This is a genomic window from Streptomyces tanashiensis (assembly GCF_014648895.1).
GTDB lineage: Bacteria > Actinomycetota > Actinomycetes > Streptomycetales > Streptomycetaceae > Streptomyces > Streptomyces tanashiensis.
This window is the reverse complement of sequence record NZ_BMRZ01000005.1, coordinates 296,633-319,398: the sequence shown is the minus strand read 5'-3', so window position 1 is coordinate 319,398 and position 22,766 is coordinate 296,633. Positions and strand designations below refer to the sequence as shown.

Genomic DNA, 22,766 nt, shown 5'->3' with positions numbered 1-22,766 from the left:
GGGGGATCAGCCCGTCACCGCCACCGGCGCCCGCCTGTCGGAACGGCGGTGCGCCACCAGGGAGTCGCAGATCTCGCCGGCCCGGACGGCGGCCATCGACAGCAGGTTGGCCGTGATGCCGTGGGAGTGCTCGGTGCCGCCCATCAGATAGATCCCGGCCTCCACCTCGGGCGCGGTCTCCACCCGGTAGTCGCGGCGGACCCGCAGCCGGCCGTCCTCGTCGCGCGCGCAGGCGGCGTCGAGCGCGCCGAGCAGCCTTGCCGGGTCGGGCTCGGAGTAACCCGTGGCGTAGACGACGGCGTCCGCCTCCATCGTCTCCGTCTCGCCGGTGGCGAGGTTCCTCACCTGGACGCGGACGCCGTCGGGGCCCTCCTCGACCTCGGTGAGCCGGGTGACGCCGAGGATGCGCAGCCGCTGCTCGCCGCGGACCTTCTCCTGGTACGAGCGGCGGTAGAGCTCCTCGATGAGGTCCATGTCGACGACGCCGTAGTTGGTGTTGCGGTGGTAGTCCATGAGCGTGCTGCGGACGGACGGCTCGGCCGCGTGGTAGAGGTCGACGGCCTCCGGGTCGAAGATCCGGTTCGCGTACGGGCTGTCGTCGGCGGGGCTGTAGCCGTACCGGGTGTGGACGGCGACGACCTCGGCCCCCTCGTACTCCCGGTGGAGGTGGTCGGCGATCTCGGCGGCGCTCTGCCCGGCCCCGGCGACGACGAAGCGGCGCGGCTCCTCGGTGGGCAGCGCGGCCAGCCGGTGCAGGAACTCGCTGCTGTGCCAGAGGCGTTCGGAGGAGGCGACGCCGTCGGGGAGCCGGGGGACGAGGCCGGTGCCGATGACGAGGTTCCGCGCCCGGTAGGTGACGGCCTCGCCCTCCCCGGCGGCGGCGACGTCGACCTCGACGACGGGGCCCGACGTCCCCGCGGGACGGATGGCGGTGACCTCAAGACCGTAACGGACCATGTGGTCCACGCCGTTGGCGGCCCACTGGAGGTAGTCGTGGAACTCCTCGCGGGTCGGGAACAGCATCTTGTGGTTGATGAAGTCGACCAGCCTGCCCCGGTCGTGGAGGTACGGCACGAAGCCGAAGCGGCTGAGCGGGTTGCGCATCGTGGCCAGGTCCTTCAGGAACGAGACCTGCATGGTGGCGTCCGGCAGGAGCATGCCCCGGTGCCATCCGAAGTTCGGCTGCTTCTCCAGGAAGACGGCCGTCAGCTCCTCGCCGGGCGCGGCCTGCTCGTTGTACTCCTCGACGGCGATCGCGAGGGCGAGGTTGGCGGGCCCGAAGCCGACACCGACGACGTCGTAGACGGGAGTGGTCTCGTTCATGGCGTTCAGGGCGGTCATGCGAAGTGCCTTTCCGTGGATGGGGGTTCAGGACGTGCGGGCGCGGCGGCCGGTGAGGGCGGCGCAGCCGGCGGCGAGGAGCAGGGCGAACAGCAGCCCCGTGCCGGCGAAGGAGAGGAAGACGGCCGCGATCAGCAGGGTCACGACGGCGGTCGCGCGCAGGGCACGGCCGGTGCCGCGCGCCCTCAGGGCGGCCGCGGCGGCGGCCACGTACAGGAGCAGGAACGCGCTGCTGGTGACGACGAGCACCAGCTCCTCCCCCGTGCCGGTGAGGGTCAGGGTGCCGAGGACGGCGGCGTAGGCGAGGGCGAGCGCGACGGTCGCCGGCACCGGCCGGTCGGCCAGGGCCCGCGGCAGGATCCGCTCGCGGGCGGCGGCCCGGACGACCCGGGTCGCGCCGAGCACCCAGGCGTTGGTGGCGACCACGGCGAGTCCGAGGGCGAGGAGGTCGCCGGCGATCGCCCCGCCGTCACCGAGCGACGCGCCGAGGAGGGCGGTGATGACGACGGGCTCGTCGCCGGGAACGGCCAGGTAGGCGGCCGTCACCGCCGCGTAGAGCAGCCCGACGATGGGCACCGCCCAGCGGATCGCCCGCCGGTAGCTGCGGGCCGGGTCGTCGACCTGCTCGGCGAGGGTGGAGACGTTCTCCCAGCCGAGGAACGAGAAGAAGGCGGTGACGACGGCGATGCCGACGCCGCCCCAGCCGTGCGTGAGGAACGGGGTGTACTCCCCCGTGTCGAACCGCGGCACCGCGAGCACCACGGCGCCGCCGAGGCCGAGGAGCAGTACGACCAGGGCCGCGGTCTGGACCCGGGCTCCGGCCGTGAGCCCCAGCAGCGTGAACGCGGCGGACAGCGCCATGAAGCCGATCGCGATCGGGTAGACCGGTCCGTCGGGCTGGCCCAGCAGACCCAGCAGGCAGCGGGCCGAGACGATGCCCATCACCGGATTCCCGATGACGTACGTGGCGACGAGCAGGAGGGCCGCCGCCCGCCCCGGGCGGCGGCCGAAACCGGCCTCCACCATCGCGGCGAGACCGGAGGCGTCGGGACGCCAGGCCGACATCTCCGCGAAGAAGCGGGCGAAGGGGTACGAGCTGAGGGCGAGCGCGAGCCACGCGAGGATCGAGGCGGGACCGGCCTGCCGTTCGGTGAGGCCCGGCACGAGCAGGATGCCGGTCCCCACGAGGCTGCTGACGTAGAACACGACGAGCGCGCGTACGCCCAGGGCCGTGCGGGGTGGGGCGGCGTCGGGCCGCCGCCGCAGGAGATCGGTCATGGTGTCACCTCCGGTGAGGAGCGCTCGGAAGGCGGAGGCGCTGCGAAGGGCGCCGTCCCGTGTGCCCACCCGTCCCGCCTGCCCACACGGGTGTGGGCGCCGTCCAGGACGTCCAGCGCCTCCGCCGCCGCGAGTTCCGCGGCCGCCGGGGCCGTCTTGAAGCCCGCGCCCGACCAGCCGGTCGCGAGGACGATCCGGCTGCCCGCGCGTTCGCGGCCGAGGTGCGGACGCGCGTGCGGGGTGTAGAGGTCGACGCCCTGGCGGCCGCCGAGGAAGCGGGTCGCGGGGTCGGCGAGCCAGGGCCACCGCGCGGCCGCCCCCTGGCGGATGTACGCCACGTGCGCGTCGGTCAGCGTGGCCTCGCCGCCGGGGGGCACGTCCCACTCGTCGACGGGCCGCCCGGCCATGTAGCCGCCGGCCGCCTCCCCGGTGAGCTGGGGCCGGCCCCAGACGCCGCTGACCATGTCGACGACGGTCGGCAGGCCGGCGGTGGCGGGGTGGTGGAAGAAGCCGTACCGGATGCTCTTGGTGCGCCCGGCGTCCGCGCCGCTCAGCCGGTGCCCGGCGATCTCCCCGGTGCCGCCGCCGGCCGCGAGGACGACGGCGAAGGCCTCGACGGGTCCGCCGGGTTCGAGGAGGACGCGGACCCGGTCGGCCCCGGGCGGGGCGTCGAGCTCCCGGACCCGGGCGGGCAGCAGCCGGGCCCCGTGGGCGAGGGCCCGGTCGCGGTAGACGCGCGCGGTGCGGGGCGGGTCGGCGTAACCGGCCTCGGGTTCCCAGACGGCGGCGGTGACGCCGTCGACGGAGAGCCCGGGGAAGCGGGCCCCGAGCACGCCCGGATCCAGCAACTCGGCGGGCACCCCGGCCCCGTTGAGCTCGGCGACGCCCTTCTCGGCCTGTTCCAGGTCGGCGTCGCCGCAGAGGACGAGCGACCCGGTGGTCATGAAGCCGTACGGCCCCGGCGCGAGCGCGGCGGGCCCCCACGCGAGCTGGTGGCTGCGCAGGGCGAGTCCGCGCAGGTACGGGTCGGCCTCGAAGGACCGGACGAGCCCGCCCGACCAGGCGGTGGCGTGGTCCTGGCGCCCGTCCATGGGCGCGACGAGCGCGACCCTCGCGCCGTGCCGGGCGAGTGCGGAGGCGGTGGCGGCGCCGACGACCCCGGCGCCGACGACGATGACGTCGTAGGCCCGCCCGTGACGCCCGGCCGTACGCGGGGTCTCCGCAGCGGTCACGGCGGGCACCGGCACGAAGTCCCAGCCCACGCTCCCGGCCTCGGGTTCGCCGAGGGCGGTGAACCCCCGGTCGGCGTGGGCCCGTACGGCCGCGAGGAGGGTGCGCCCGGTGCGCCCGGGGTCCTCGGAGAGCGCGGCGGCGGCGGCCGCGAAGGCCGCGTCCACGTGGGCCTCGGGCCCACCCCGCATCCGGGCCACGGAGGCCCCGCCGACCGCCACGGACGCCCCGCCGACCCCCGCCGGCGAGCCGAGCAGTTCGGCGAACTCGTCCACCGCGCAGTCGTCGGTGAACCAGAACGCGCCCGCGAACCCGGCCGCCCGCCACTCCCGGCCCACCCGCGCCGCCCCGACGTGCGTCCCGCAGACGACGAGCGCGGTGACGGCCGCGGCCGTCCGCGCCTCGGGCACGTCGAGGACCTCGGGGGAGGGCTCGGCCAGGACCGCCGGCACGGGCACGGCGCCCGTCGCGGGCCCGCTCCCGTCGGAGACCACGGCCCCCGACGGGAGCGCGGGCCGCGCGACGGCCGAGGCGTCCCGTACGAGGAGGGCGAGCCGCTCCCCGTACGCGCTGCCGTCGTGCGTGACGGCGAACCGGGTGTGTCCCGCGTCCCGTACGGCGGCGAGCAGGTCGACCGCCTGGGCCCGGTCGTCCGGGCACCAGCGCAGGAGGGTGCCCGCGCTGTCGGCGAGGAGGCCGGGCGTGGTGGCGAGCGGGAGGAGGACGGGGAGTCCGGCGGCCCGGTAGACGGGGAGGGCCGCCGCCGCGCCGGCGCTGTTGAAGTGCCCGACGACGAGCGCGTGCCGGCCCTCGGCGACGACCGCCTCGGCGATCTGCCGGGCCGTCTCGGCCTCGCCCCGGTCGTCGTACAGCTCCCAGGTCACGGCCTTCCCGTACCGTTCGGCGGCCCGTTCCAGGTGCTCGCCCCAGACGGCCCGGGGCCCGGAGAAGGGCCCGACGACGGCGCCGCGCGGGAGCTCCCCGGCCCCGGCCCCGGCCCCGGCCCCGGCCGCGGAAGCCTCAGGCACTGAAGACCGCCCCGGGCCAGGCCGCCACCGGTGTGCCCGGGGCGAGCGGCGCGAGCGCCTCCGCGTCGACCCGGCGCGGTTCCGGCGCGAGGGCGAGGAGGGCGGCGAGGCGGGCGGAGCCGTACGGCAGGGCCGGCGCCGCCCAGGCGGACAGGGCGGCGGCGACGGCGAGCTGGGCGGAGAGCGCGGAGCGGTACGCGGAGGCGCCGTCCGGACGCTCGGCCTCGAAGCCGTTCACGTATCCGAAGTCCTCGGCGAGGCCCACCACTTCGTCGAGCAGGGCGATCGCGCGCCGCGCGTCGTACCCCTCGATGCCGTAGGCGTCCCGCAGCTGCCCGACGGTCTCGGCGAGCCGGGCGCGCAGGCGGTCCCACGCGGGGCCCTGCGGCGCCTCGGCGGGGGCGGCGCCACCGGACTCGGCGACGGCGGTGAGCAGCCGGCCGAGCCAGCCGTCCCAGCGCTCGGCGAGCCGTTCCCGGCTGATGGCGAGGGCGGCCGAACTGAAGCTGGTCTGACGCCCGTTGGGGCGGTCGGAGAGGACGTGGTAGCGCAGGACGTCCGCGCTGGTGCGGGCGAGCTCCTCGTGCGCCCAGATGGCGTGGCGCCTGCTGGTGGAGAACTTGAGCCCTTCGAGCCGGTAGAACTCGTTGACGACGAAGGCCCGGGGCAGCGCGATCTCGGGGTCGTACGCCCGGAAGGCGGCGGGGAACAGCAGGGCGTGGAAGTAGCCGTTGTCGAAGCCGAAGAACTGGACGGGCGCGGGGGCGGGCCCGGTGCCTCCGGCGCCGGTCCACTCCAGGAGGTAGCCGGGTGCCATCTCGAACCAGACGTAGATCCGCTGCTCGGTGAAGCCCGTGACGGGCACCGGCACGCCCCACTCGGAGGGGTGGCTGACGGCGATCTCGGGGAGCCCGTCGGCGCGCATCCGCTCGCAGAGGGAGCGCAGGTGCGGCGGCATGTCGACCTGGTCCCAGAAGGCGGTGAGCTGCTCCTCCCAGGGGGCGAGGGGGAAGTAGAGCCGCTCGCAGTCCCGGAGTTCGGGGGTGGCGCCGCAGCCGGTGCAGACGGGGTCGGTCAGGTCGGCGCAGTCGTTGGGGCGGCCGCAGGGCTCGCAGGCGTTGCCGTTGGAGCCGGCGCCGCAGTGCGGGCAGTCGCCCTTGAGGTAGGCCTCGTACAGCCAGCGCTCGCAGTCGGTGCAGTACGGCAGCGGTCGCGTACGGGCGACGATGTGCCCGGCGTCGTACAGGTCGGCGAAGAAGTCCTGGACGGCAGCCCGGTAGCCGACGTCGCGGCGCGGGCGGACGATCGCGTCGAAGTCGGCGCCGGCCTGCCGCCAGACGGACTCGATGGAGGCGCCGTAGCCGTCGGCGACCTCCTCGCCCTTGCGTCCGCCGTCGTTGAGGCCGCGGACGGGGACGTAGCTCTGGTGGTCGTCGAGGCCGGTGGTGTAGCGGACGGGACCGGTGCCCTCGGCGGCGAGGAAGCGGCGCAGGACGTCGCCGGCGAGGTAGGGCCCGGCGAGGTGGCCGATGTGGAGGTCGCCGTTGGGGGTGGGCGGGGTGGCGGTGATCCAGTGGCCGATCGTCTTGTCGCTCACGCGGCGACCTCCTCGTTCTCGGTACGGACGGCGGGCTCGCGCAGCGGCCAGTAGAGGGAGACCCAGCTCAGCTCGGCGTCGCCGGTGTTGTGGACGACGTGCTCCTGGTTCCGGGGCAGCACGACGATGTCGCCCGCGCGGAACGGCGGCTCCGGTGCGCCGTCGAGGGTCACGCTGCCGGTGCCGGACAGGATGATCATGACCTCGTCCTGGTTGTGGCAGTCGGGGTCGGACTCCCCGCCGGGCTTCAGGAAGCAGGCCATCGCTCCGACGGGCGGCTCTGCGTCCCCGCCCGGCCACGGGATGAGCCGCTGGCAGGCGAGCCCGAACTCCTCGGTGGCGGCGCTGCGGTCGATACGGAAACGGCGGTCGGCCATGGGGACGGCTCCGGGGCTCGGGGTGAGGCCGCGGTACGGAGTGGGGGCGAGGGCCGGTTCTCCGGGCGGCAGGATGGGCGAGGTGAAGGGCATGGGGTCTCCTGGAAGGGCGGACGAGGAGGCTGGCCGGGTCTCCTGGGAGGCGGTGGCGGACGGCGGCCGGGGTGCGGACGGCGGCCGGGTCCGGGGCGACGGACTCCGGGCCTCGGGAGGCGGGTGCGGACGGCGGCCGGCGTGCGGGGCGACGGAACTCGGGAGGCGGGTGCGGACGGCGGACGGGGCCCGGGCGACGGACTCCGGGCTTCGTGACGCGGGAGCGGAGGGAAGCGGGGCCCGGGGCGACGGGCCTCGGTACGCGGGTGCGGACGGCGGACGGGTCCCGAGCGACGGAACTCGGGCCTCAGGGGGCGGTGTTCGGATCCAGCCCCGTCACCGACGTGACCGGGATGCGGGCGAGGCCGGCCATGACCTGGCGGGGGCCCGCCCCCCACCCGTACCGCCGCTTGAGCGGCGCGACATGGGTGGCGATGAGGGCGAGGAGGGGCGCGAGGTCGGTGGGTGTGGCGCCGAGGAGGGCGAGGAGTTGCTCGGTACGGGTCAGGCCGGCGCCCGGGCCGATCCCGTGCACGGCGGCGTCCTGCCAGGTGGCGCCGGCGCTCCCGGCGACGACGGTGTTGTGCAGGGCGAAGCCCTGGTTGTCGTGGGCGTGGATGCCGACGGGCGCGGAGACGGCGGCGCGGGTGGACTGGACGAGTTCGATGACGCGCTCGGGGCGGAGCGAGCCGAGCGAGTCGACGAGGAAGACGGCGTCGAGCGGGCCGAGTGCCGCGCTCTCGCCGAGGCAGCGGTCGAGTTCCGGGTAGGAGGCGAGGTCGATGTGGGTGAGGAAGAGGCAGACGCCGAAGCCGGCTTCGCGCAGGTGGTGCAGGGGGGCGGCGGCGCGGGCCACCCGGTCGTACCGGACGGCGAGGCGGACCAGGCCGACGGGGACGGCGGCGGCGGCGAGTTCCTCGGCGATCCGCCCGGCGGAGGCCGTGGCGGCGGCGTCCGTGGCGGGCAGTCCCGCGGTGTCGAGGAGGACGGAGAAGCGGGGGCCGTAGCGCTCGGGGAGCGGGACCGGCAGGAGCGCGCCGCGCGGGGCGGAGCGGTCGGCGGGGTCGTGGACGCTGCCCAGCTCGATGACGTCGATGCCGAGCCGCGCGCAGACCGCGAGGTAGTCGGCGGCCAGCGCGGGGGGTACGGATCCGCCGGTGAGCCGTCCGCCGGTGCGCAGGGTGCAGTCGAGCAGGGTCATCCGGGTCACCCCCAGCCGGTGTCGTTCGTGCCCGCGCCGGCGGCCGGGGCGCCCCAGCCGGTGTCGTAGGCGCCGGTGAGGACGGCAGCGCCCCAGCCGGTGTCGTCGGTGCCGGTGCCGCCGGCGAGCCGGTCGGTGGTGACGGTGGCGAGGCCCGCGAGGCCGACGACCAGGGTGGTGAGGAGGGTGGTGCGGATCCGCCGCTTCATGTCGTGTGCTCTCTTTCCGCTTCCGCGAGGAGTAAGTCGTGGGTTTCCGTGGTGGGTTGCGAGCTTCGCGGGCTGTGCGAGCTTGATGCGCTTTGACCTTGTGGGCGGTGGTACGAACGTATCCGCGACGGCATGCCTATGGGGCGGACCGCATGGCTCATTAGGCTGCATGGCAGCAAGAGGACGCTGTCACAAACGGGGGAAAAGGTGGCGATACCAGACATGGAGCGGGCCCAGAACGACCGCGGGACCGCAGATGCCGAGCCGGCTCCGGCGGAGACGGCGCCGGAAGTCACCGCCCTGGCCGCGATCGGCGCGGCCGGTCCCCCCGTCCCCGCGCCGCCCTCCGAGGACCCCGGGAGCCCGGACGACCCCCTGACCCGGGTCTACACCTGCCTCCTGGCCCGGGACCCGGCCCACCCGCCGGCCCGCCCCGCCGACCTCGCGGCGGAGCTGGAACTGCCGCTCGCCCGCGTGGAGTCGGCCGTCTCCGCCCTCCTCGACATGGGCCTGCTGCGCCGGGACCAGGAGCGGGCCGTGCTCCCCGTGGCGCCGGACGAGGCCGTCCAGCGCACCCTGGGGCCGCTGGAGCGCGAGATGCGCGCCCGCCGCCAGCACATGGAACGCACGCGCGAACAACTGATGGCCTTCATGCCGCTCTACGAGTCGCATCTGCTCCGGCTGACGCACCTGCGCCAGGCGGAGTACGTGGAGCTGCTCACCGATCTGCGCGCGGTGCGGGAGGCCATCACCGAGCTGGGCCGGACCTGCGAGCGCGAGGTCATGACGGCGCAGCCGGGCGGCGGGCGGCGCGCCGAGGTCCTGGAGGAGGCGGTGGCCCGCGACGAGGAACTCCTGCGCCGCGGCGTCCGGATGCGCGTCCTCTACCAGCACACCGCCCGCTTCTCCTCGGGCACCTGCGCCTACGTGGAGCGGGTCGGGCGGCTCGGCGCCCAGGTCCGCACCCTGGACGACGAGTTCATGCGGATGCTCGTCTTCGACCGCGCCACGGCGGTCATCCCGGTCCCGGACGACCCGCACGCGGCGGTCCTGATCCGCGAGCCGCACGTGGTCGCGTTCATGGTGGGCGCGTACGAACGGCTGTGGCTGGAGGCCCTGCCGTTCGAGACGGAGTGGGACCGGCAGACCATCATGGACATCTCCGACGAGCTGAAGCAGACCATCGTCCGCCTGCTCACCGAAGGCCTCACCGACGCGGCGATCGCCCGGCGCCTGGGCCTCTCGGTCCGCAGCTGCCGCCGGCACGTCGCCGACGTGATGGCCGCGCTCGGCGCCGAGAGCCGCTTCCAGGCCGGATACCTCCTGGCCCAGCAGGACCGCGAGCAGCCCGCCCCCTGAGCGCGCGGGGTCACCCGTACGTGGTGAAGAGCGCTCCGCGGTCACCGCCCGGGCACCCCTGGGCATAGGGTCCGTGCAGACAACAGGCACACGACGAAGTCAGGGTGGACATGAGCGACTTGGCGACCGAGGCGCGATCCGACCGGGAGGGCGCGGAGGCAGAGCGCGCGAAACGGCGCCGTCCGTTCTGGGTCGAGCTGCCGATGCTCGCGGGGATCGCGCTGGTACTGGCGTTCCTGATCAAGACGTTCCTGCTCCAGGCGTTCCTGATCCCCTCGGGCTCGATGCAGAACACCCTGCAGGTGGACGACCGGGTCCTGGTCGACAAGCTCACCCCCTGGTTCGGCTCGGAGCCCGACCGGGGCGAGGTCGTGGTCTTCCGCGACCCCGGCGGCTGGCTGGCGGGACGGCCGGTGAAGGAGCCCACCACGGTCCAGAAGGCCCTGGGCTTCGTGGGCCTGATGCCCGCGGCGGGGGAACAGCACCTCATCAAGCGGGTGATCGGCGTGGCGGGCGACACCGTCGAGTGCAAGGGCGAGGGCCCCCTCAAGGTGAACGGCAAGCCGCTGACGGAGCCGTACGTCTTCCCGGGGAACACGGCCTGCAGCACGGACCCGGAGGGCCAGTTCAAGGTCACGGTGCCGAGCGGCAGCCTCTGGGTGATGGGCGACCACCGCCAGGCCTCGCAGGACTCCCGCTACCACCGGAGCGACGCCCGGGGCGGCATGGTGCCGGTGACGGACGTGGTGGGCCGGGCGGTCGTCATCGCGTGGCCGGTCACCCACTGGTCGACCCTGCCGGTCCCGGACACCTTCGACCAGCCGGGCCTCACCCCCGCGCCCTGACGGCTGCCGGTCCGCGGGAGGCCGCCCCGAGCGGCCCCCGCGGGCGCACTCCCCCGCGAACACCCCGCAGACACCAGAAAGGGCCAGGTCAGACGATGTCTGACCTGGCCCTTCTCTGAGCCGCCTTCGGGATTCGAACCCGAGACCTACGCATTACGAGTGCGTTGCTCTGGCCAACTGAGCTAAGGCGGCGCGCTGTGTGACCCATGGTGGGTGCAGCAGCGTCGCCAAGTCTACACAGTTTCCGGAGGTGCTCCGACCACCCCCGGATCAGGCCTACGAGCAGCGCTTTCCGTCCGCCGGAGGAGTGCCTTCGAGGAGGTACGTGTTGACCGCCGTGTCGATGCAGTCGCTGCCCCGGCCGTACGCCGTGTGGCCGTCGCCCTCGTAGGTCAGCAGCGTCCCGGAGGAGAGCTGCTCGGCGAGGGACTGGGCCCAGTGGTACGGGGTCGCCGGGTCGCGGGTGGTGCCGACGACGAGGATCGGGGCGGCGCCCTCGGCCGCGATGCGGTGCGGGTGGCCGGTGGGCGGGGTGGGCCAGTAGGTGCAGTTGAGGGCTGCCCAGGCGAGGCCCTCGCCGAAGATCGGGGAGGCCTTCTCGAAGGACGGGACGGCCTTCTCCACGTCGGCGGGGCCGGTGAAGGCGGGCGGCAGGTCCAGGCAGTTCACGGCGGCGTTGGCGAACATGAGGTTGGCGTACGTGCCGTCCGGCTCGCGCTCGTAGTAGCTGTCGGCCAGGGCCAGGAGGCCGGAGCCGTCGCCGTCCTTCGCCCGGGAGAGGGCCTCGCGCAGCTGCGGCCAGGCGCCCTCGTCGTACATCGCGGCGATCACCCCGGTGGTGGCGAGGGACTCGCCGAGCGCACGGCTCTCGCCCGTGGGCAGGGGCGCGGCGTCCACGTCGCGGAAGAACTTCTTCATCGCCGCCCCGGCCGCGGCGACGGACTCGGTGCCCAGGGGGCAGTCCGGCTTGCGGATGCAGTCGGCGGCGAAGGCGCGGAAGGAGGTCTCGAAGCCGCCGGTCTGGTCCCGGTTGAGGTCGAGCGCCGAGAGCGAGGGGTCCATCGCCCCGTCGAGGACGAGCCGGCCGACCCGGTCGGGGAACAGCTCGGCGTAGGTGGCGCCGAGGAACGTGCCGTACGACGCGCCCACGTAGGTGAGCTTCTCGTCGCCGAGCACCGCCCGCAGGATGTCCATGTCGCGGGCCGTCTCGACGGTGGAGACGTGGGGCAGCACCTGCCCCGACTTCTTCGCGCAGCCGGCCGCGAAGTCCTTGAAGGCCGCGCTGAGCCCGTTGATCTCCGCCGTGTCGTCCGGGGTCTGGTCGACCTGTGTGTACGTGTCCATCTGCGGGCCCGTCAGGCACTCGACGGGCTCGCTGCGGGCCACTCCGCGCGGGTCGACGGCCACCATGTCGTAGCGGGCGCGGACGGGCGCCGGGTAGCCGATGCCCGCGTACCCCTGGAGGTAGCCGACGGCGGAGCCGCCGGGGCCGCCCGGGTTGACCAGGAGCGAGCCGAGCCGCTTGCCGGGGCCGGTGGCCTTGATCCGGGAGACCGCGAGCTCGACCTCCTCCCCGTCCGGTTTCGCGTAGTCGAGCGGGGCGCGCAGGGTGGCGCACTGGAAACCCTCGACGCCGCAGTCCCGCCACTTCAGCTTCTGGTCGTAGTACTTCTTCAGCTTCGGCGCCTCGGACGAGGAGGCGGAGGCGGAGGCGGACGCCGGAGCGGTCGTGCGAGGTGCGGCGGCGTCGCTTCCGCCCGAACAGCCGGTGAGGATCAGCCCGGCGGCCGCGAGGGCCGTGGCGGACGTGCGGAGCAAACGCCTGGAATCCATCCCCGGAGCGTATCCGCACCGGTACGGACCGTGTCCAATCGCCCGGAGTCGCCCGCCGGCCATGATCCGCCGCTCCTTCCCTAACCCCGCAGCGCCATCGTCATCGCCTCCACCGCGAGCAGCGGCGCCACGTTCCGGTCGAGGGCCTCGCGGCAGGCGAGGACCGCCTCGATGCGGCGCAGGGTCCGCTCGGGCGTGGTGTCGCGGGCGATCCGCTCCAGGGCGTCCCGCACGTCCGTGTTGGCCAGGGCCGAGCGCGAGCGGAGCTGGAGGGCCAGGACGTCGCGGTAGAAGCCGGTCAGGTCGGTGAGCGCGAGGTCCAGGCTGTCGCGCTGCGTGCGCGTCCTGCGCCGCTTCTGCCGCTCCTCCAGCTCCTTCATCGCCCCGGCCGTGCCGCGCGGCATCCGCCCGCCCTGCGCCGCGCCGAGGGCCGCCTTCAGCTCCTCGGTCTCCTTGACGTCGATCTCCTCCGCGACCTGCTTCGCGTCCTCCGCGGCCGCGTCGACCAGTTCCTGCGCGGCCTTGAGGCAGCCGCCGACGTCGTCGACCCGCAGCGGCAGCTTCAGGACGACGGACCGGCGCGCGCGGGCCCGCTCGTCGGTGGCGAGCCGCCGGGCCCGGTCGATGTGCCCCTGGGTGGCCCGGGCGGCGGCCTGCGCCGTCTCCGGATCGATGCCGTCGCGCCGCACGAGCACGTCGGCGACGGCCTCCACCGGCGGGGTGCGCAGGGTCAGGTGGCGGCAGCGGGACCGGATCGTGGGCAGCACGTCCTCCAGGGAGGGCGCGCAGAGCAGCCAGACCGTGCGCGGCGCGGGCTCCTCGACGGCCTTCAGGAGCACGTTCCCCGCGCCCTCGGTGAGCCGGTCGGCGTCCTCCAGGACGATGACCTGCCAGCGGCCGCCGGCCGGGGAGAGCTGGGCGCGCCGGACGAGGTCGCGGGTCTCCTTCACACCGATGGACAGCAGGTCCGTGCGGACGATCTCGACGTCCGCGTGGGTGCCGACGAGGGTCGTGTGGCAGCCGTCGCAGAAACCGCAGCCCGGGGCCCCGCCGAGCGCCCGGTCGGGGCTCACGCACTGCAGCGCGGCGGCGAACGCGCGCGCCGCGGTCGCCCGGCCGGACCCGGGAGGGCCGGTGAAGAGCCAGGCGTGGGTCATCTTGGAGGCCTCGGGAGCCGGCTCGCGGGCGGCGTGGGCGGTCACGAGCGCGTCGGCGTCGCGCGCGGCGGCGGCGAGCTGCTCCTCGACCTTGGTCTGTCCGACCAGGTCGTCCCATACGGCCATGTCTGCCCCTCCTCAGGTACGTCCTCCATTGTGGGGCAGCGCTCTGACAACCCTCGTCAGCCCTCGCTGCGGGGCCTGGTCAGCCAGAGGCCGGCCGCCGACCCGAGCAGGACCGCGCCGGTGCACACGCTGCCGGCGATCTGCAGGGCTCCGGTCCAGCCGGCGAAGGTGCTGATGAAGACGTTGGCGAGGACGCTCGCGGCGAGCAGCAGCCAGAGAAGGGCGCGCATGGGATGCCTCCGTGGGGCGGGTCGTGGGGTGGGGCCGCCGGGGCGGTTCCCGGTGCTCTTCGATCCTGGTCCGCGCCGCTTCCGCGCGCAGCGGTGCCCGCTCCCGAGGCGAGGGTGTAGCCCGCTCCACCGTCTCCCCTTCCGCCGCCGCCTACCCTTGCTCCATGCGAGAGGCGATCAAGGAAGCGGCCCGGGCGTGGCTCCACCTCACGATCGGGGCCGCGATCTCCCTCCTCTGCTATCTGATGGTGGGCGTCGTCCTCTTCACCGCCTTCCTCACCCTCACGGTCATCGGCGCCGGCGTGCTCCCCGAGAGCGTGCTGCTGCTGCGCCGGCTCGCCGGCTGGGAGCGGCGCCGTGCGGCCGCCTGGACCGGGACGCCCGTCCCCGAGTCGTACCTGCCGCTCGAAGGACCCCTCCCCGCGCGCGTGCGGACCGCGGTCACCGATCCGGGCACCCGGCAGGACCTGCTCTGGGCCGCCGCGCAGCTCCTCTACGGCCTGCTGCTCTGGTACCTCTCGCTGATCCTCTGGGCGCCCGCGCTCCTGGTCGACGGCGTCCGGACCGGGCTCGCGGGGCGGCGGCCGGTGGCCCTGCCGCTGATCGGCCGGCTCGCCGGCCTGGCGGCCGACGGGTCGCGCGCGCTGCTGACGCCGGCCCCGTCGGCGGCCCGGGACGCCGCCCTCGCGGCCCGTATCGAGCAGCTCACGGAGACCCGGGCGGGCGCGATCGCCGCGCACGGCGCCGAGCTGCGGCGGATCGAGCGGGACCTCCACGACGGCGCGCAGGCCCACCTGGTGGCGCTGTCCATGCGGATCGGGCTGGCGCGGCGCGCGTACGACTCCGATCCCGTGACCGCGCGCCGGCTCCTCGACGACGCCCAGACGCAGGCCGAGGAGGCGCTGGCCGAGCTGCGGCACGTGGTGCGCGGCATCCACCCGCCGATCCTCACCGACCGCGGCCTGACCGGGGCGGTCCGCGCCCTGGCCGCGAGCAGCGGCCTGGAGGCGGCGGTCTCGGTGACCGGTCTCGGCGACCACCCGCAGGAGGGCCCCCGCGCCCCGGCCGCCGTCGAGGCCGCCGCGTACTTCGTGGTCGCCGAGGCGCTCACGAACGCCGCCAGGCACAGCGGCGCCGACCGCGCCTCCGTCTCCCTGGCCCGTGAACCGGCCGCTCTCCGCGTGCGCGTGCGGGACGAGGGCCGCGGCGGGGCCGAAACGGGCGAGGGCGGCGGCTCCGGCCTGACGGGCATGCGGCGGCGGGTCGCCGCGCTCGACGGCACCGTACGACTGACCAGCCCCGAAGGGGGCCCGACCGTGATCGAAGTGGAGCTTCCGTGCGTGTGGTGATCGCCGAGGACAACGCCCTCCTCAGGGAGGGCCTGGTGCTGCTGCTGACCTCGTCCGGCCACGAGGTCGCCGGGGTGGCGGCCACCGGCCCCGAGATCCTGCCGCTGCTCCTGGAGCACCGGCCGGACGTGGCCGTCCTCGACGTCCGGATGCCGCCGGGCTTCCGCGACGAGGGCCTGCGGGCGGCGCTGGCGGCCCGCGAGCAGCTCCCGGAGCTGCCGGTGCTCGTCCTCTCGCAGTACGTGGAGGAGACGTACGCGACCGAGCTCCTGGGCGGCGGCGCGCGGGGCGTCGGCTACCTCCTGAAGGACCGGGTGGGGCGGGTGGACGAGTTCCTGGACGCCCTGGAACGGGTCGCCTCCGGCGGTACGGCCCTGGACCCGGAGGTCGTCACCGAGCTGATGGCCCGCCGCCGCGACGACCCGCTGGACTCCCTCACGCCCCGCGAGCGCGAGGTCCTGGGGCTGATGGCCCAGGGCCACGACAACGGCACGATCGCCCGCGCGATGGTGGTCACCGAGCGGGCCGTGCACAAGCACATCGGGAACGTCTTCCTCAAGCTCGGCCTGCCGCCGAGCGACAGCGGCGGCCACCGCCGGGTCCTCGCCGTCCTCGCCTACCTCAACGCGTGAGCCCCCTCCGGGCGGCCGGCAGGAACACGCCCGCCACGACCGTGACGAGGACGACGCCCGCGATCGCGCCGGCCTGCGCGGGCGGCAGGTAGGGCAGGCCGCCGGTGAGCGCCCAGGCGAACGCGGTCAGCGGCAGCGCGCCCACCACGAGCCCGACGAGGAGGCCCGTCGCGGTCAGGAACCCCGCCTCCAGGCCGAGCATCCGGCGCAGCTGGCCCGCGGAGGCTCCGACCTGACGCAGGAGCGCCAGCTCGCCGCGGCGCCCGGCGCCGATCAGGGCGAGGGTGCTGAGCACGGAGAGGACGGTGAGCCCGCCGATCGCGGCGACGATCCCGCCGGAGACGATCCCGTTCAGCTCGGCCCCCGGGGTCGTCACCGCCTCGGGGGCGACGGGAGAAGTCCCGTGGGTGCCGGACGCCAGCACGCGCGCGGGGTACGGATCGCTCATGTGCGGGGCCAGTTCGGCCTTCGGCAGCAGGAACTCGCCCAGGGCGAGCGAGCGTTCGTACACGGCGACCACCTTCAGCCGCTTCGGTGTCCCGTCACCGAGCCGCAGCTCCACCGTCGAACCGGGCTTCAGCTCCAGGGACTGGGCCGTGTCCGCGCCCACCGCGACCGTACCCGCCCGGGCGAGTCCGGACAGGTCGCCGGCGACGACTCCGGGGTCGAGCGTGCCCGCGAGCCCCTCGGCGTCCACACCGAGGACGGGGAGCCGGTCGAGGCGCGGCGTGCCGGCCTCCGTGCGGGCCAGGACCACCGACGAGCGCAGCACGTCCGTGGCCGTCTCCACCCCCGGCAGCCGCCGCACCCGCTCCGCCGTCGTTCCGGTGAACGCGAGGTCGGCGGTGGTCGCGGCCCGTGCCTGCGCGGCCGCGGCCCGCTCCATCGTGGCGCCCGCCGAGAGCTGCACCAGCGCGAAGGAGGTGACGAGGACGACGGGGACGAGCGCGGCCCCGAGCCGGCGCGAGTGCGCGCCGGCACCGGCTGCCGTGAGCCGTCCGGGCGCGCCGCCGAACCACCGGAACGGCCGGTCGAGGACCGTCATCGCGGCCCGTGCGATCCACGGCCCGAGCAGCGCGCACCCGGCGACCAGGGTCACCGTGGCCGCCCCGGCAGCGGCGGCGGCCGCGGCGCCGCCCTGGACCGTGGCGGTGGCGGCCGAGCCCACGCCGAGCACGAGCAGCACGAGCCCGGCGACGCGGCGGACGCCGCCCTTCCCCGGGCGTCCCGGCCGGCGGGCCGCGAGGAGGACGACGAGCCGGGTGATGCCCACCACGAGCGCGGCGACGACGAGGACGGCAGCGAACAGCCAGGGCGGGGTGGGGAGTTCGAGGCCCTCCGGGACGACTCCGGTACGGGCCCGCAGCGCCGACCACAGCATCAGGAACGCCGGTACGGACAGGAGCGCGCCGAGCAGCGCCGCCGCACCCGCCACCCGGGTCACCTCCCGGCCCGCCGCGGCCCGCACCTGACGGGGCGTCGCGCCGACCGAGAGCAGCAGTTCCCGCTCGGCGGCGCGCTGCTGGAGGGCCTGCGCGACGAGCGAGGCGAGGACGAGGACGGCGACCAGGACGAGGGTCCCGGAGACGGCGGCGAGGAGCTGGAGGAGCTCCGCGCGCGCGGGCGGCGCGCCGAGGTGCTCGGCGCCGCCCCGGCCGTCCCCGGTGAGGGCCCGCAGCGGCTGCCCGGCGGCGGTGTCCCGGAGCCCGGCACCGTCCAGGGCGGCCCGTACGCGCGCGTGGAGGGTGTCCACGGGGACGCCGGCCTCGGCGAGGACCCCGACCGCGTCGACGGACCCGGGATGCCCGGCGAGCCGCCGCGCCTCTCCGGCCGTGACGTAGAGCGCGGCCGGCCCGTCGGCCACGCCGACGACCTCGCGCCCGGCCACGGTGTCCCCGACGGCGGCGCCGAGTCCGGCACCCGCGACGGTCTCCCCGGCCCCCCGGGGCTCGCGCCCGTCGGTCAGCCGGTAGGGGGCGAGCCGGGCCGCGTCCCAGGAGCGCCCGGGGTACGCGCGCGTGCCGGTGCCCGGAGCGGAGTCCGCGCCCACTTCCCGTACGACGAACGTGTCGTCCGGGACCGCTTCCCGCACTCCGGGGACGGCCCGCAGGACGTCGACGGCCGCGGCGGGGATCCGTACCCGCTCGGTCAGGCCCGCCGTCTCGGTCGTCGGCTCGCTGCCCCAGGGCGTGGCCGTCCAGCTGACCTCCTGGTCACCGGCGACGACGACGGGCGCGGCGGCGTACCGCTCCACGCGCGCGTGGCCGAGCCCGGCGGAGCCGAGCGCGAGGGCCAGCCCGCCGAGCAGCGCGGAGGTGACGGCGACGGCCGCGAACACGGCGGCCCACGCCTTGCGATGGGTTCGCAGCGACCGGGCGGCGAGCAGCCGCACGGCCGGATTCCCGACCCGGCGCCCGGCCGGATTCCCGAGGCTCACGGCCGGGTCCCCGCTGCCGCCCGAGGCCCGCTTCCCGCCCCGGCTCATCGCGCCACCGCCAGGTGCCGGCCGGTCTCGGCGTGAGCGCCGAGCGCCTCCCGTACGGCCGCCTCGTCCGGGCGGTCGAGGCGGCCGACGATCCGGCCCCGGTCCAGGAACACGGCCTCGTCCGTCCAGGTGGCGGCGACCGGGTCGTGGGTGACGAGGACGACCGTGCGCCCCCGCTCGTCGACGGCGCGGCGCAGCAGGGCGAGGACTCCGGCCGCCGTGACCGGGTCGAGGGCGGCGGTCGGCTCGTCGGCGAAGACGACCTCGGGCTCGTTGACCAGGGCCCGGGCGATCGCCACCCGCTGCCGCTGGCCGCCGGAGAGGTTCTCGGGCCGGTCCTCGGCCCGGTCGGCGAGCCCGACGGCGTCGAGACCGGCCAGGGCGCGGGCGTCGAGCGCGCGGCCCTCGCGGGCTCCGGCGAGGAGCAGCGGCAGGGTGACGTTCTCGCGCACGTTCAGGGCGGAGACGAGGTTGAGCGACTGGAAGACGAAGCCGATCCGGTCCCTCCGGAGCCGGGTCAGGCCGGCCGCCTTCAGGGTGGCGAGGTCGGTGCCCCCGATCCGTACCCTCCCGGCCGTCGGCCGTTCGAGTCCGGCCGCGCAGCGCAGCAGGGTGGACTTGCCGGAGCCCGAGCGTCCCATCACGGCCACGAACCGCCCGCGCGGCACGACCAGGTCGACCCCGTCGAGCGCGGGCGCCCCGCGTCCGTACGCGCGGCTCACCCCGTCCAGGGCGAGGGCGGCGCCGTTCTCCGTCACTGCTGTCGTCGTCATACCGGCAACGCTAGAAAAGCGCAGGTCACAGCGGTATGGGGCTGGCTTCCGGAGCGGGGGTGGAGCTAGCTCCACCCCCACGGGGCCTCAGCGGCGGCGGCGGGGGCCCTCGCCCTCGTCCTCGTGCGGGCCGAACAGCTCGTCCGCGAGGGTCGGCAGGTCGTCGAGCGGGGTCTCCTCCGCCCAGTCGGAGCGGCGGCGCGGCCGGCCGTTCTCGTCGAGCTGGGGCAGCTCCCGGGTCCGGTCGTTCGCGCCGTGCGGCTCGTCCCGCTCGTCGCGGAAGATGCCCGGCGGCACCCGGTCGGCGGGGTCGGACGCCCGGGCGTCCCGTACGGGGGGCAGCACGGCGGTCTCGTCGGCGGCCCGCGGGTCGCGGATCTGCGGCAGGACGGCGGTCTCCGCCTCCGGCTTCCGGGACGGCGTCTCCGGTGTGACGACCGGCGTCGCCACGGTGACCTCGTTCGGCGAGACGGTCTCCGCCTCCGGCTCGACGACCGGCGTCGCCAGGGTCACCTCGTTCGGCGAGACGGTCTCCGCCTCCGGCTTGACGACCGGCGTTGCCAGGGTCACCTCGTTCGGCGAGACGGTCGGCGCGTCCGGCTTCCCGGACGGCGTCTCCGGCTTGACCACCGGCGTCGCCACGGTGACCTCGTTCGCCGACACCTCGGCGGCGCGAGTGGCACGAGCGGCCCGCTCGGCGGCGGCCGTCCGTTCGGCCGCCGCGCGCTCGGCCGCGGCCGTCCGCTCGGCGGCCGCCTTCTCCGCGGCCTCCCGCTCCCGGGCGGCCTTCTCCCGGGCGGCCTTGGCCGCCTCGGCCCGCTGGGCGGCGGCGAGCTCCGCCGCGGCGCGCTCGGCGGCCGCACGCTCCGCCGCCGCCTTGGCAGCGGCCTCGGCGGCGATCTTCTCGGCGGCGGCCTTCGCCGCGGCCTCCTCGGCGGCCTTCGCCGCAGCGGCGGCCTCGGCCATCCGGCGGGCCTCCTCGGCACGGAGCAGGGCCTCCTCGGCCTTGCGCTGCTTCTCCAGGCGGCGCTCCTCGGCCTCGGCCCGCAGCCGGGCCTCCTCCTCGGCCTCCTTGCGGAGCCGCTCCTGCTCCTCCTGGCGGGCCTTCTCCTCGGCGGCGAGGCGCCTGCGCTCCTCCTCGGCGGCGAGCCGGGCCTCCTCGGCCCTGCGACGGGCCTCCTCCGCCTGCCGTTCGGCCTCCAGGCGGCGGGCTTCCTCCTCCTCGCGGCGCTTGCGCTCCTCCTCCTCGGCGCGGAGCTTGGCGAGCTGCTCCTGGCGCTCGCGCTCCAGCCGCTCCTCCTCGGCCTTGCGGGCGGCCTCTTCCTCCGCCAGGCGCCGGGCCTCCTCCTCCGCCTTCCGGCGGGCCTCCTCCGCGGCCTTCACCTCGGCCTCGGAGAGCGGCAGCATCCGGTCGAGCCGGTGGCGTACGACGGTGGTGACGGCCTCGGGCTCCTGGCCGGCGTCGACCACGAGGTAGCGGCTGGGGTCGGCGGCGGCGAGGGCGAGGAATCCGGCCCGTACGCGCGCGTGGAACTCCGGCGGCTCGGACTCCAGCCGGTCGGGCGCCTCGGTGAACCGTTCCCTCGCGGTCTCCGGGGAGACGTCGAGGACCACGGTCAGGTGCGGCACGAGACCGTCGGTCGCCCAGCGGGAGATGCGGGCGATCTCGGTCGGGGACAGGTCGCGGCCCGCGCCCTGGTAGGCCACGGACGAGTCGATGTACCGGTCGGAGAGGACGATCGCGCCCCGCTCCAGGGCCGGACGGACCAGGGAGTCGACGTGCTCGGCGCGGTCGGCCGCGTACAGCAGGGCCTCGGCACGGTTCGAGAGCCCCGCCGACGACACGTCGAGGAGGATCGAGCGGAGCCGCTTGCCGATCGGGGTGGCACCCGGTTCGCGGGTGACGACGACCTCGTGGCCCTTGGCGCGGATCCACTCGGCGAGCGCCTGGACCTGCGTGGACTTCCCGGCGCCGTCGCCGCCCTCCAGGGCGATGAAGAAGCCGGTCGGGGACGGTGCCTGGACCGGGTCGGAGCCGCGCAGCGCGTCGCGCAGGTCGCGGCGGAGCGGGACGCCCGCCCGGTCGTCGGTCTTCGCGAGGACCAGCGCGGCGACCGGAAGCAGCAGGGCGCCGACGAGGACGAGCGTGAAGGCGGCGCCGCCGTGCGCGAAGACGAACTCGCCGGAGGCGAGCCGGTGCGGCCCGATCGCGGCGGCGAGCAGCGGCGCGGCGAGCGCGCCGAGACCCATGGCGACACGCGCGGTGGCCTGGAGGTGCTCGGTGGTCCGGGCCCGGCGGGGCTCCTCGGTCTCCTGGTCGATCAGGGTGTGGCCGGTGTTCGCGGCGACCCCGGCCGCGTACCCGGCGAGGGCGGAGAGGAACAGCACGGTCGCCGTGTCCGGCACCAGGCCCATCGCGATCAGGGCGACGCCGGTGACGGCGGTCGCGAGGGCGAGCAGCCGGCGCCGCGACAGGACGGGCAGGACGGAGCCCGCGGTGCGGATGCCGACGGCGGTGGCACCGCTGAGCGCCAGGATCAGGAGGGCGTACGTGACGGGCCCGCCGCCCAGGTCGTAGGCGTGGAGCACGGCGACGGACGCGGCCGCGGCGATCGCCCCGGCGACGGTGGCGGAGGCGAGGACGAGCAGCGGCAGGGCGCCGGTGCGGCCCCTGCCCTCGTCGGAACCCTTCGGGGAGCCGTTCTCCGCGCCCTTCGGGGCCGACGGCCGGCGCAGGCCCTCCAGGGGCGAGCGGGGCCGGGGCGTCTCCCCGCCGGGCAGCGCCATGGCGTACAGGACGGTGACGGAGGCGGCGAAGAGTCCGGCGGCCAGGTACGAGCCGAGGGCCGCCTGGTGCAGCGAGAACCATTCGATCCCGGCGCCCAGCAGATTCCCGACGAGGGTGGCGACGAGCAGGGCGGCGGCCGCGGCGGGGACGGCGAGGAAGCCGGTCCTCAGGGACAGCCGGCGCAGCGCGCCGAGGTGGTCGGGCAGCGGCCGCACGGCCGCGCCCTCCAGGGGCGGCGCGGGCAGCAGCGCGGGCGCGGCGCCCTCGCGGCCGATGGTCCACAGGCGCTCGGCCGCACCGGCGACGAAGACGGTGCCGAGCAGGTACCAGAGGGCGTGGCCCGGGGTCCAGTCGATCCACAGCGGGGCGATCACGAGCAGCGCGATCCGCAGCCCGTCGGCGCCGATCATGGTCCAGCGCCGGTCGAGCGGGCCGGACGGTCCGGTGAGGGCGGTCAGCGGCCCGAGGAGGACGGCGCCGAAGAGGACCGAGGCGAGCAGGCGGGCGCCGACGACGGCGGCCACGGCGAGCGCGGCCCCCCGGTAGCCGCCCCCGAGCGCGCCCTCGGCGACCGCGGCCTGCAGGCCCAGGAGGACGAGGACGAGGAGGGCGAGGGCGTCACCGGTGCTGCCGACCAGGTGGGCGCTCCACAGCCTGCGCAGCGGCTGATGGCGCAAGAGGGCGCGTACGGCGCGTTCCCGGGAATCCGCGACGAGTGCCGCGTCGGAATCGCCCAGGCGGTCTGGCTGCTCTGCTCGCGTCATCCGTCCACCCTATCCGGACGGCCTTGCTCCCCGCGGCCCGCGCCCGAACAAACGTAGGGGGCGGGAGCCTC

Annotated in this window: 17 protein-coding genes and 1 tRNA gene; 4 read left to right on the top strand and 14 right to left on the bottom strand. The window is 75.8% G+C overall.

Annotated elements, in window-relative coordinates:
• Positions 1 to 6: 6 nt before the first annotated feature.
• The 7 genes from IE237_RS19315 to IE237_RS19285 all read right to left on the bottom strand — a co-directional run bounded on the left by IE237_RS19315 (position 7) and on the right by IE237_RS19285 (position 8,354).
• Entirely contained in the window at positions 7 to 1,341 is a 1,335-nt protein-coding gene (locus tag IE237_RS19315) for a lysine N(6)-hydroxylase/L-ornithine N(5)-oxygenase family protein (RefSeq protein ID WP_229842771.1), read from the bottom strand.
• Positions 1,342 to 1,368: 27 nt separating this feature from the next.
• On the bottom strand, positions 1,369 to 2,619 hold the full coding sequence (locus IE237_RS19310) for an APC family permease (protein ID WP_189803243.1): 1,251 nt from the start codon (positions 2,617 to 2,619) through the stop codon (positions 1,369 to 1,371).
• Entirely contained in the window at positions 2,616 to 4,877 is a 2,262-nt protein-coding gene (locus IE237_RS19305) for an FAD-dependent oxidoreductase (protein WP_189803242.1), read from the bottom strand. Before IE237_RS19305 ends, IE237_RS19310 begins: the two co-directional genes overlap by 4 nt.
• Positions 4,870 to 6,474, bottom strand: coding sequence for a class I tRNA ligase family protein (locus IE237_RS19300; protein ID WP_189803241.1), 1,605 nt, complete (start codon positions 6,472 to 6,474; stop codon positions 4,870 to 4,872). The genes IE237_RS19305 and IE237_RS19300 overlap by 8 nt, the downstream gene beginning before the upstream one ends.
• Complete coding sequence (locus IE237_RS19295) at positions 6,471 to 6,944, bottom strand: cupin domain-containing protein (RefSeq protein WP_189803240.1); 474 nt, start codon at positions 6,942 to 6,944, stop codon at positions 6,471 to 6,473. The genes IE237_RS19300 and IE237_RS19295 overlap by 4 nt, the downstream gene beginning before the upstream one ends.
• A 307-nt stretch (positions 6,945 to 7,251) precedes the next feature.
• Positions 7,252 to 8,145, bottom strand: a complete 894-nt coding sequence (locus IE237_RS19290) for a hydroxymethylglutaryl-CoA lyase-like TIM-barrel protein (RefSeq protein ID WP_189803239.1) — start codon at positions 8,143 to 8,145, stop codon at positions 7,252 to 7,254.
• Between the two features lie 5 nt (positions 8,146 to 8,150).
• Positions 8,151 to 8,354 (bottom strand): hypothetical protein, encoded by a 204-nt coding sequence (locus tag IE237_RS19285; protein ID WP_189803238.1) that lies wholly within the window; start codon positions 8,352 to 8,354, stop codon positions 8,151 to 8,153.
• Between the two features lie 207 nt (positions 8,355 to 8,561).
• Here IE237_RS19285 and IE237_RS19280 point away from each other — a divergent pair, with 207 nt between their 5' ends.
• Both IE237_RS19280 and lepB read left to right on the top strand, forming a co-directional pair.
• Positions 8,562 to 9,713: a helix-turn-helix transcriptional regulator gene (locus IE237_RS19280; RefSeq protein WP_229842770.1), complete on the top strand. Its 1,152-nt coding sequence runs from the start codon at positions 8,562 to 8,564 to the stop codon at positions 9,711 to 9,713.
• A gap of 203 nt (positions 9,714 to 9,916) precedes the next feature.
• Positions 9,917 to 10,558 carry a signal peptidase I gene (gene lepB, locus IE237_RS19275; RefSeq protein WP_189803366.1) on the top strand — a complete coding sequence of 214 codons (642 nt, stop codon included), beginning with the start codon at positions 9,917 to 9,919 and terminating at the stop codon, positions 10,556 to 10,558.
• A gap of 118 nt (positions 10,559 to 10,676) precedes the next feature.
• On the opposite strand, the gene IE237_RS19270 is transcribed toward lepB, so the two are convergent.
• From IE237_RS19270 to IE237_RS19255, 4 genes are all read right to left on the bottom strand, one after another.
• A tRNA-Thr gene (locus tag IE237_RS19270) sits at positions 10,677 to 10,750 on the bottom strand.
• An 84-nt stretch (positions 10,751 to 10,834) separates the two neighbouring features.
• Complete coding sequence (locus IE237_RS19265; RefSeq protein WP_189803237.1) at positions 10,835 to 12,391, bottom strand: alpha/beta hydrolase; 1,557 nt, start codon at positions 12,389 to 12,391, stop codon at positions 10,835 to 10,837.
• An 80-nt stretch (positions 12,392 to 12,471) separates the two neighbouring features.
• On the bottom strand, positions 12,472 to 13,674 hold the full coding sequence (locus tag IE237_RS19260; RefSeq protein WP_189803236.1) for a DNA polymerase III subunit delta': 1,203 nt from the start codon (positions 13,672 to 13,674) through the stop codon (positions 12,472 to 12,474).
• A 56-nt stretch (positions 13,675 to 13,730) separates the two neighbouring features.
• Positions 13,731 to 13,904 (bottom strand): hypothetical protein, encoded by a 174-nt coding sequence (locus IE237_RS19255; RefSeq protein ID WP_189803235.1) that lies wholly within the window; start codon positions 13,902 to 13,904, stop codon positions 13,731 to 13,733.
• 164 nt (positions 13,905 to 14,068) lie between these two features.
• Between IE237_RS19255 and IE237_RS19250 the strand changes: the two genes are divergently transcribed.
• A complete protein-coding gene (locus IE237_RS19250; protein WP_189803234.1) occupies positions 14,069 to 15,253 on the top strand; it encodes a sensor histidine kinase in 1,185 nt (394 codons plus the stop codon).
• Positions 15,241 to 15,885, top strand: coding sequence for a response regulator transcription factor (locus IE237_RS19245; protein ID WP_189803233.1), 645 nt, complete (start codon positions 15,241 to 15,243; stop codon positions 15,883 to 15,885). Before IE237_RS19250 ends, IE237_RS19245 begins: the two co-directional genes overlap by 13 nt.
• Here IE237_RS19245 and IE237_RS19240 read toward each other — a convergent pair.
• The 3 genes from IE237_RS19240 to tmk form a co-directional block, all read right to left on the bottom strand.
• Positions 15,875 to 18,322 (bottom strand): ABC transporter permease, encoded by a 2,448-nt coding sequence (locus IE237_RS19240; RefSeq protein WP_189803232.1) that lies wholly within the window; start codon positions 18,320 to 18,322, stop codon positions 15,875 to 15,877. The two genes, IE237_RS19245 and IE237_RS19240, sit on opposite strands and share 11 nt — an antisense overlap.
• 44 nt (positions 18,323 to 18,366) lie before the next feature.
• Positions 18,367 to 19,143: an ABC transporter ATP-binding protein gene (locus IE237_RS19235; RefSeq protein WP_229842768.1), complete on the bottom strand. Its 777-nt coding sequence runs from the start codon at positions 19,141 to 19,143 to the stop codon at positions 18,367 to 18,369.
• An 87-nt stretch (positions 19,144 to 19,230) separates the two neighbouring features.
• A complete protein-coding gene (gene tmk / locus IE237_RS19230; protein ID WP_189803231.1) occupies positions 19,231 to 22,695 on the bottom strand; it encodes a dTMP kinase in 3,465 nt (1,154 codons plus the stop codon).
• Positions 22,696 to 22,766: the final 71 nt, after the last annotated feature.

Coding starts and splice junctions, on each gene's coding strand:
- IE237_RS19235 (WP_229842768.1), bottom strand. CDS start 19,143: ATGACGACGACAGCAGTGACGGAGAACGGCGCCGCCCTCGCCCTGGAC.
- IE237_RS19315 (WP_229842771.1), bottom strand. CDS start 1,341: ATGACCGCCCTGAACGCCATGAACGAGACCACTCCCGTCTACGACGTC.
- IE237_RS19260 (WP_189803236.1), bottom strand. CDS start 13,674: ATGGCCGTATGGGACGACCTGGTCGGACAGACCAAGGTCGAGGAGCAG.
- IE237_RS19250 (WP_189803234.1), top strand. CDS start 14,069: ATGCGAGAGGCGATCAAGGAAGCGGCCCGGGCGTGGCTCCACCTCACG.
- IE237_RS19255 (WP_189803235.1), bottom strand. CDS start 13,904: ATGCGCGCCCTTCTCTGGCTGCTGCTCGCCGCGAGCGTCCTCGCCAAC.
- IE237_RS19310 (WP_189803243.1), bottom strand. CDS start 2,619: ATGACCGATCTCCTGCGGCGGCGGCCCGACGCCGCCCCACCCCGCACG.
- IE237_RS19290 (WP_189803239.1), bottom strand. CDS start 8,145: ATGACCCTGCTCGACTGCACCCTGCGCACCGGCGGACGGCTCACCGGC.
- IE237_RS19285 (WP_189803238.1), bottom strand. CDS start 8,354: ATGAAGCGGCGGATCCGCACCACCCTCCTCACCACCCTGGTCGTCGGC.
- tmk (WP_189803231.1), bottom strand. CDS start 22,695: ATGACGCGAGCAGAGCAGCCAGACCGCCTGGGCGATTCCGACGCGGCA.
- IE237_RS19295 (WP_189803240.1), bottom strand. CDS start 6,944: ATGCCCTTCACCTCGCCCATCCTGCCGCCCGGAGAACCGGCCCTCGCC.
- lepB (WP_189803366.1), top strand. CDS start 9,917: ATGCTCGCGGGGATCGCGCTGGTACTGGCGTTCCTGATCAAGACGTTC.
- IE237_RS19265 (WP_189803237.1), bottom strand. CDS start 12,391: ATGGATTCCAGGCGTTTGCTCCGCACGTCCGCCACGGCCCTCGCGGCC.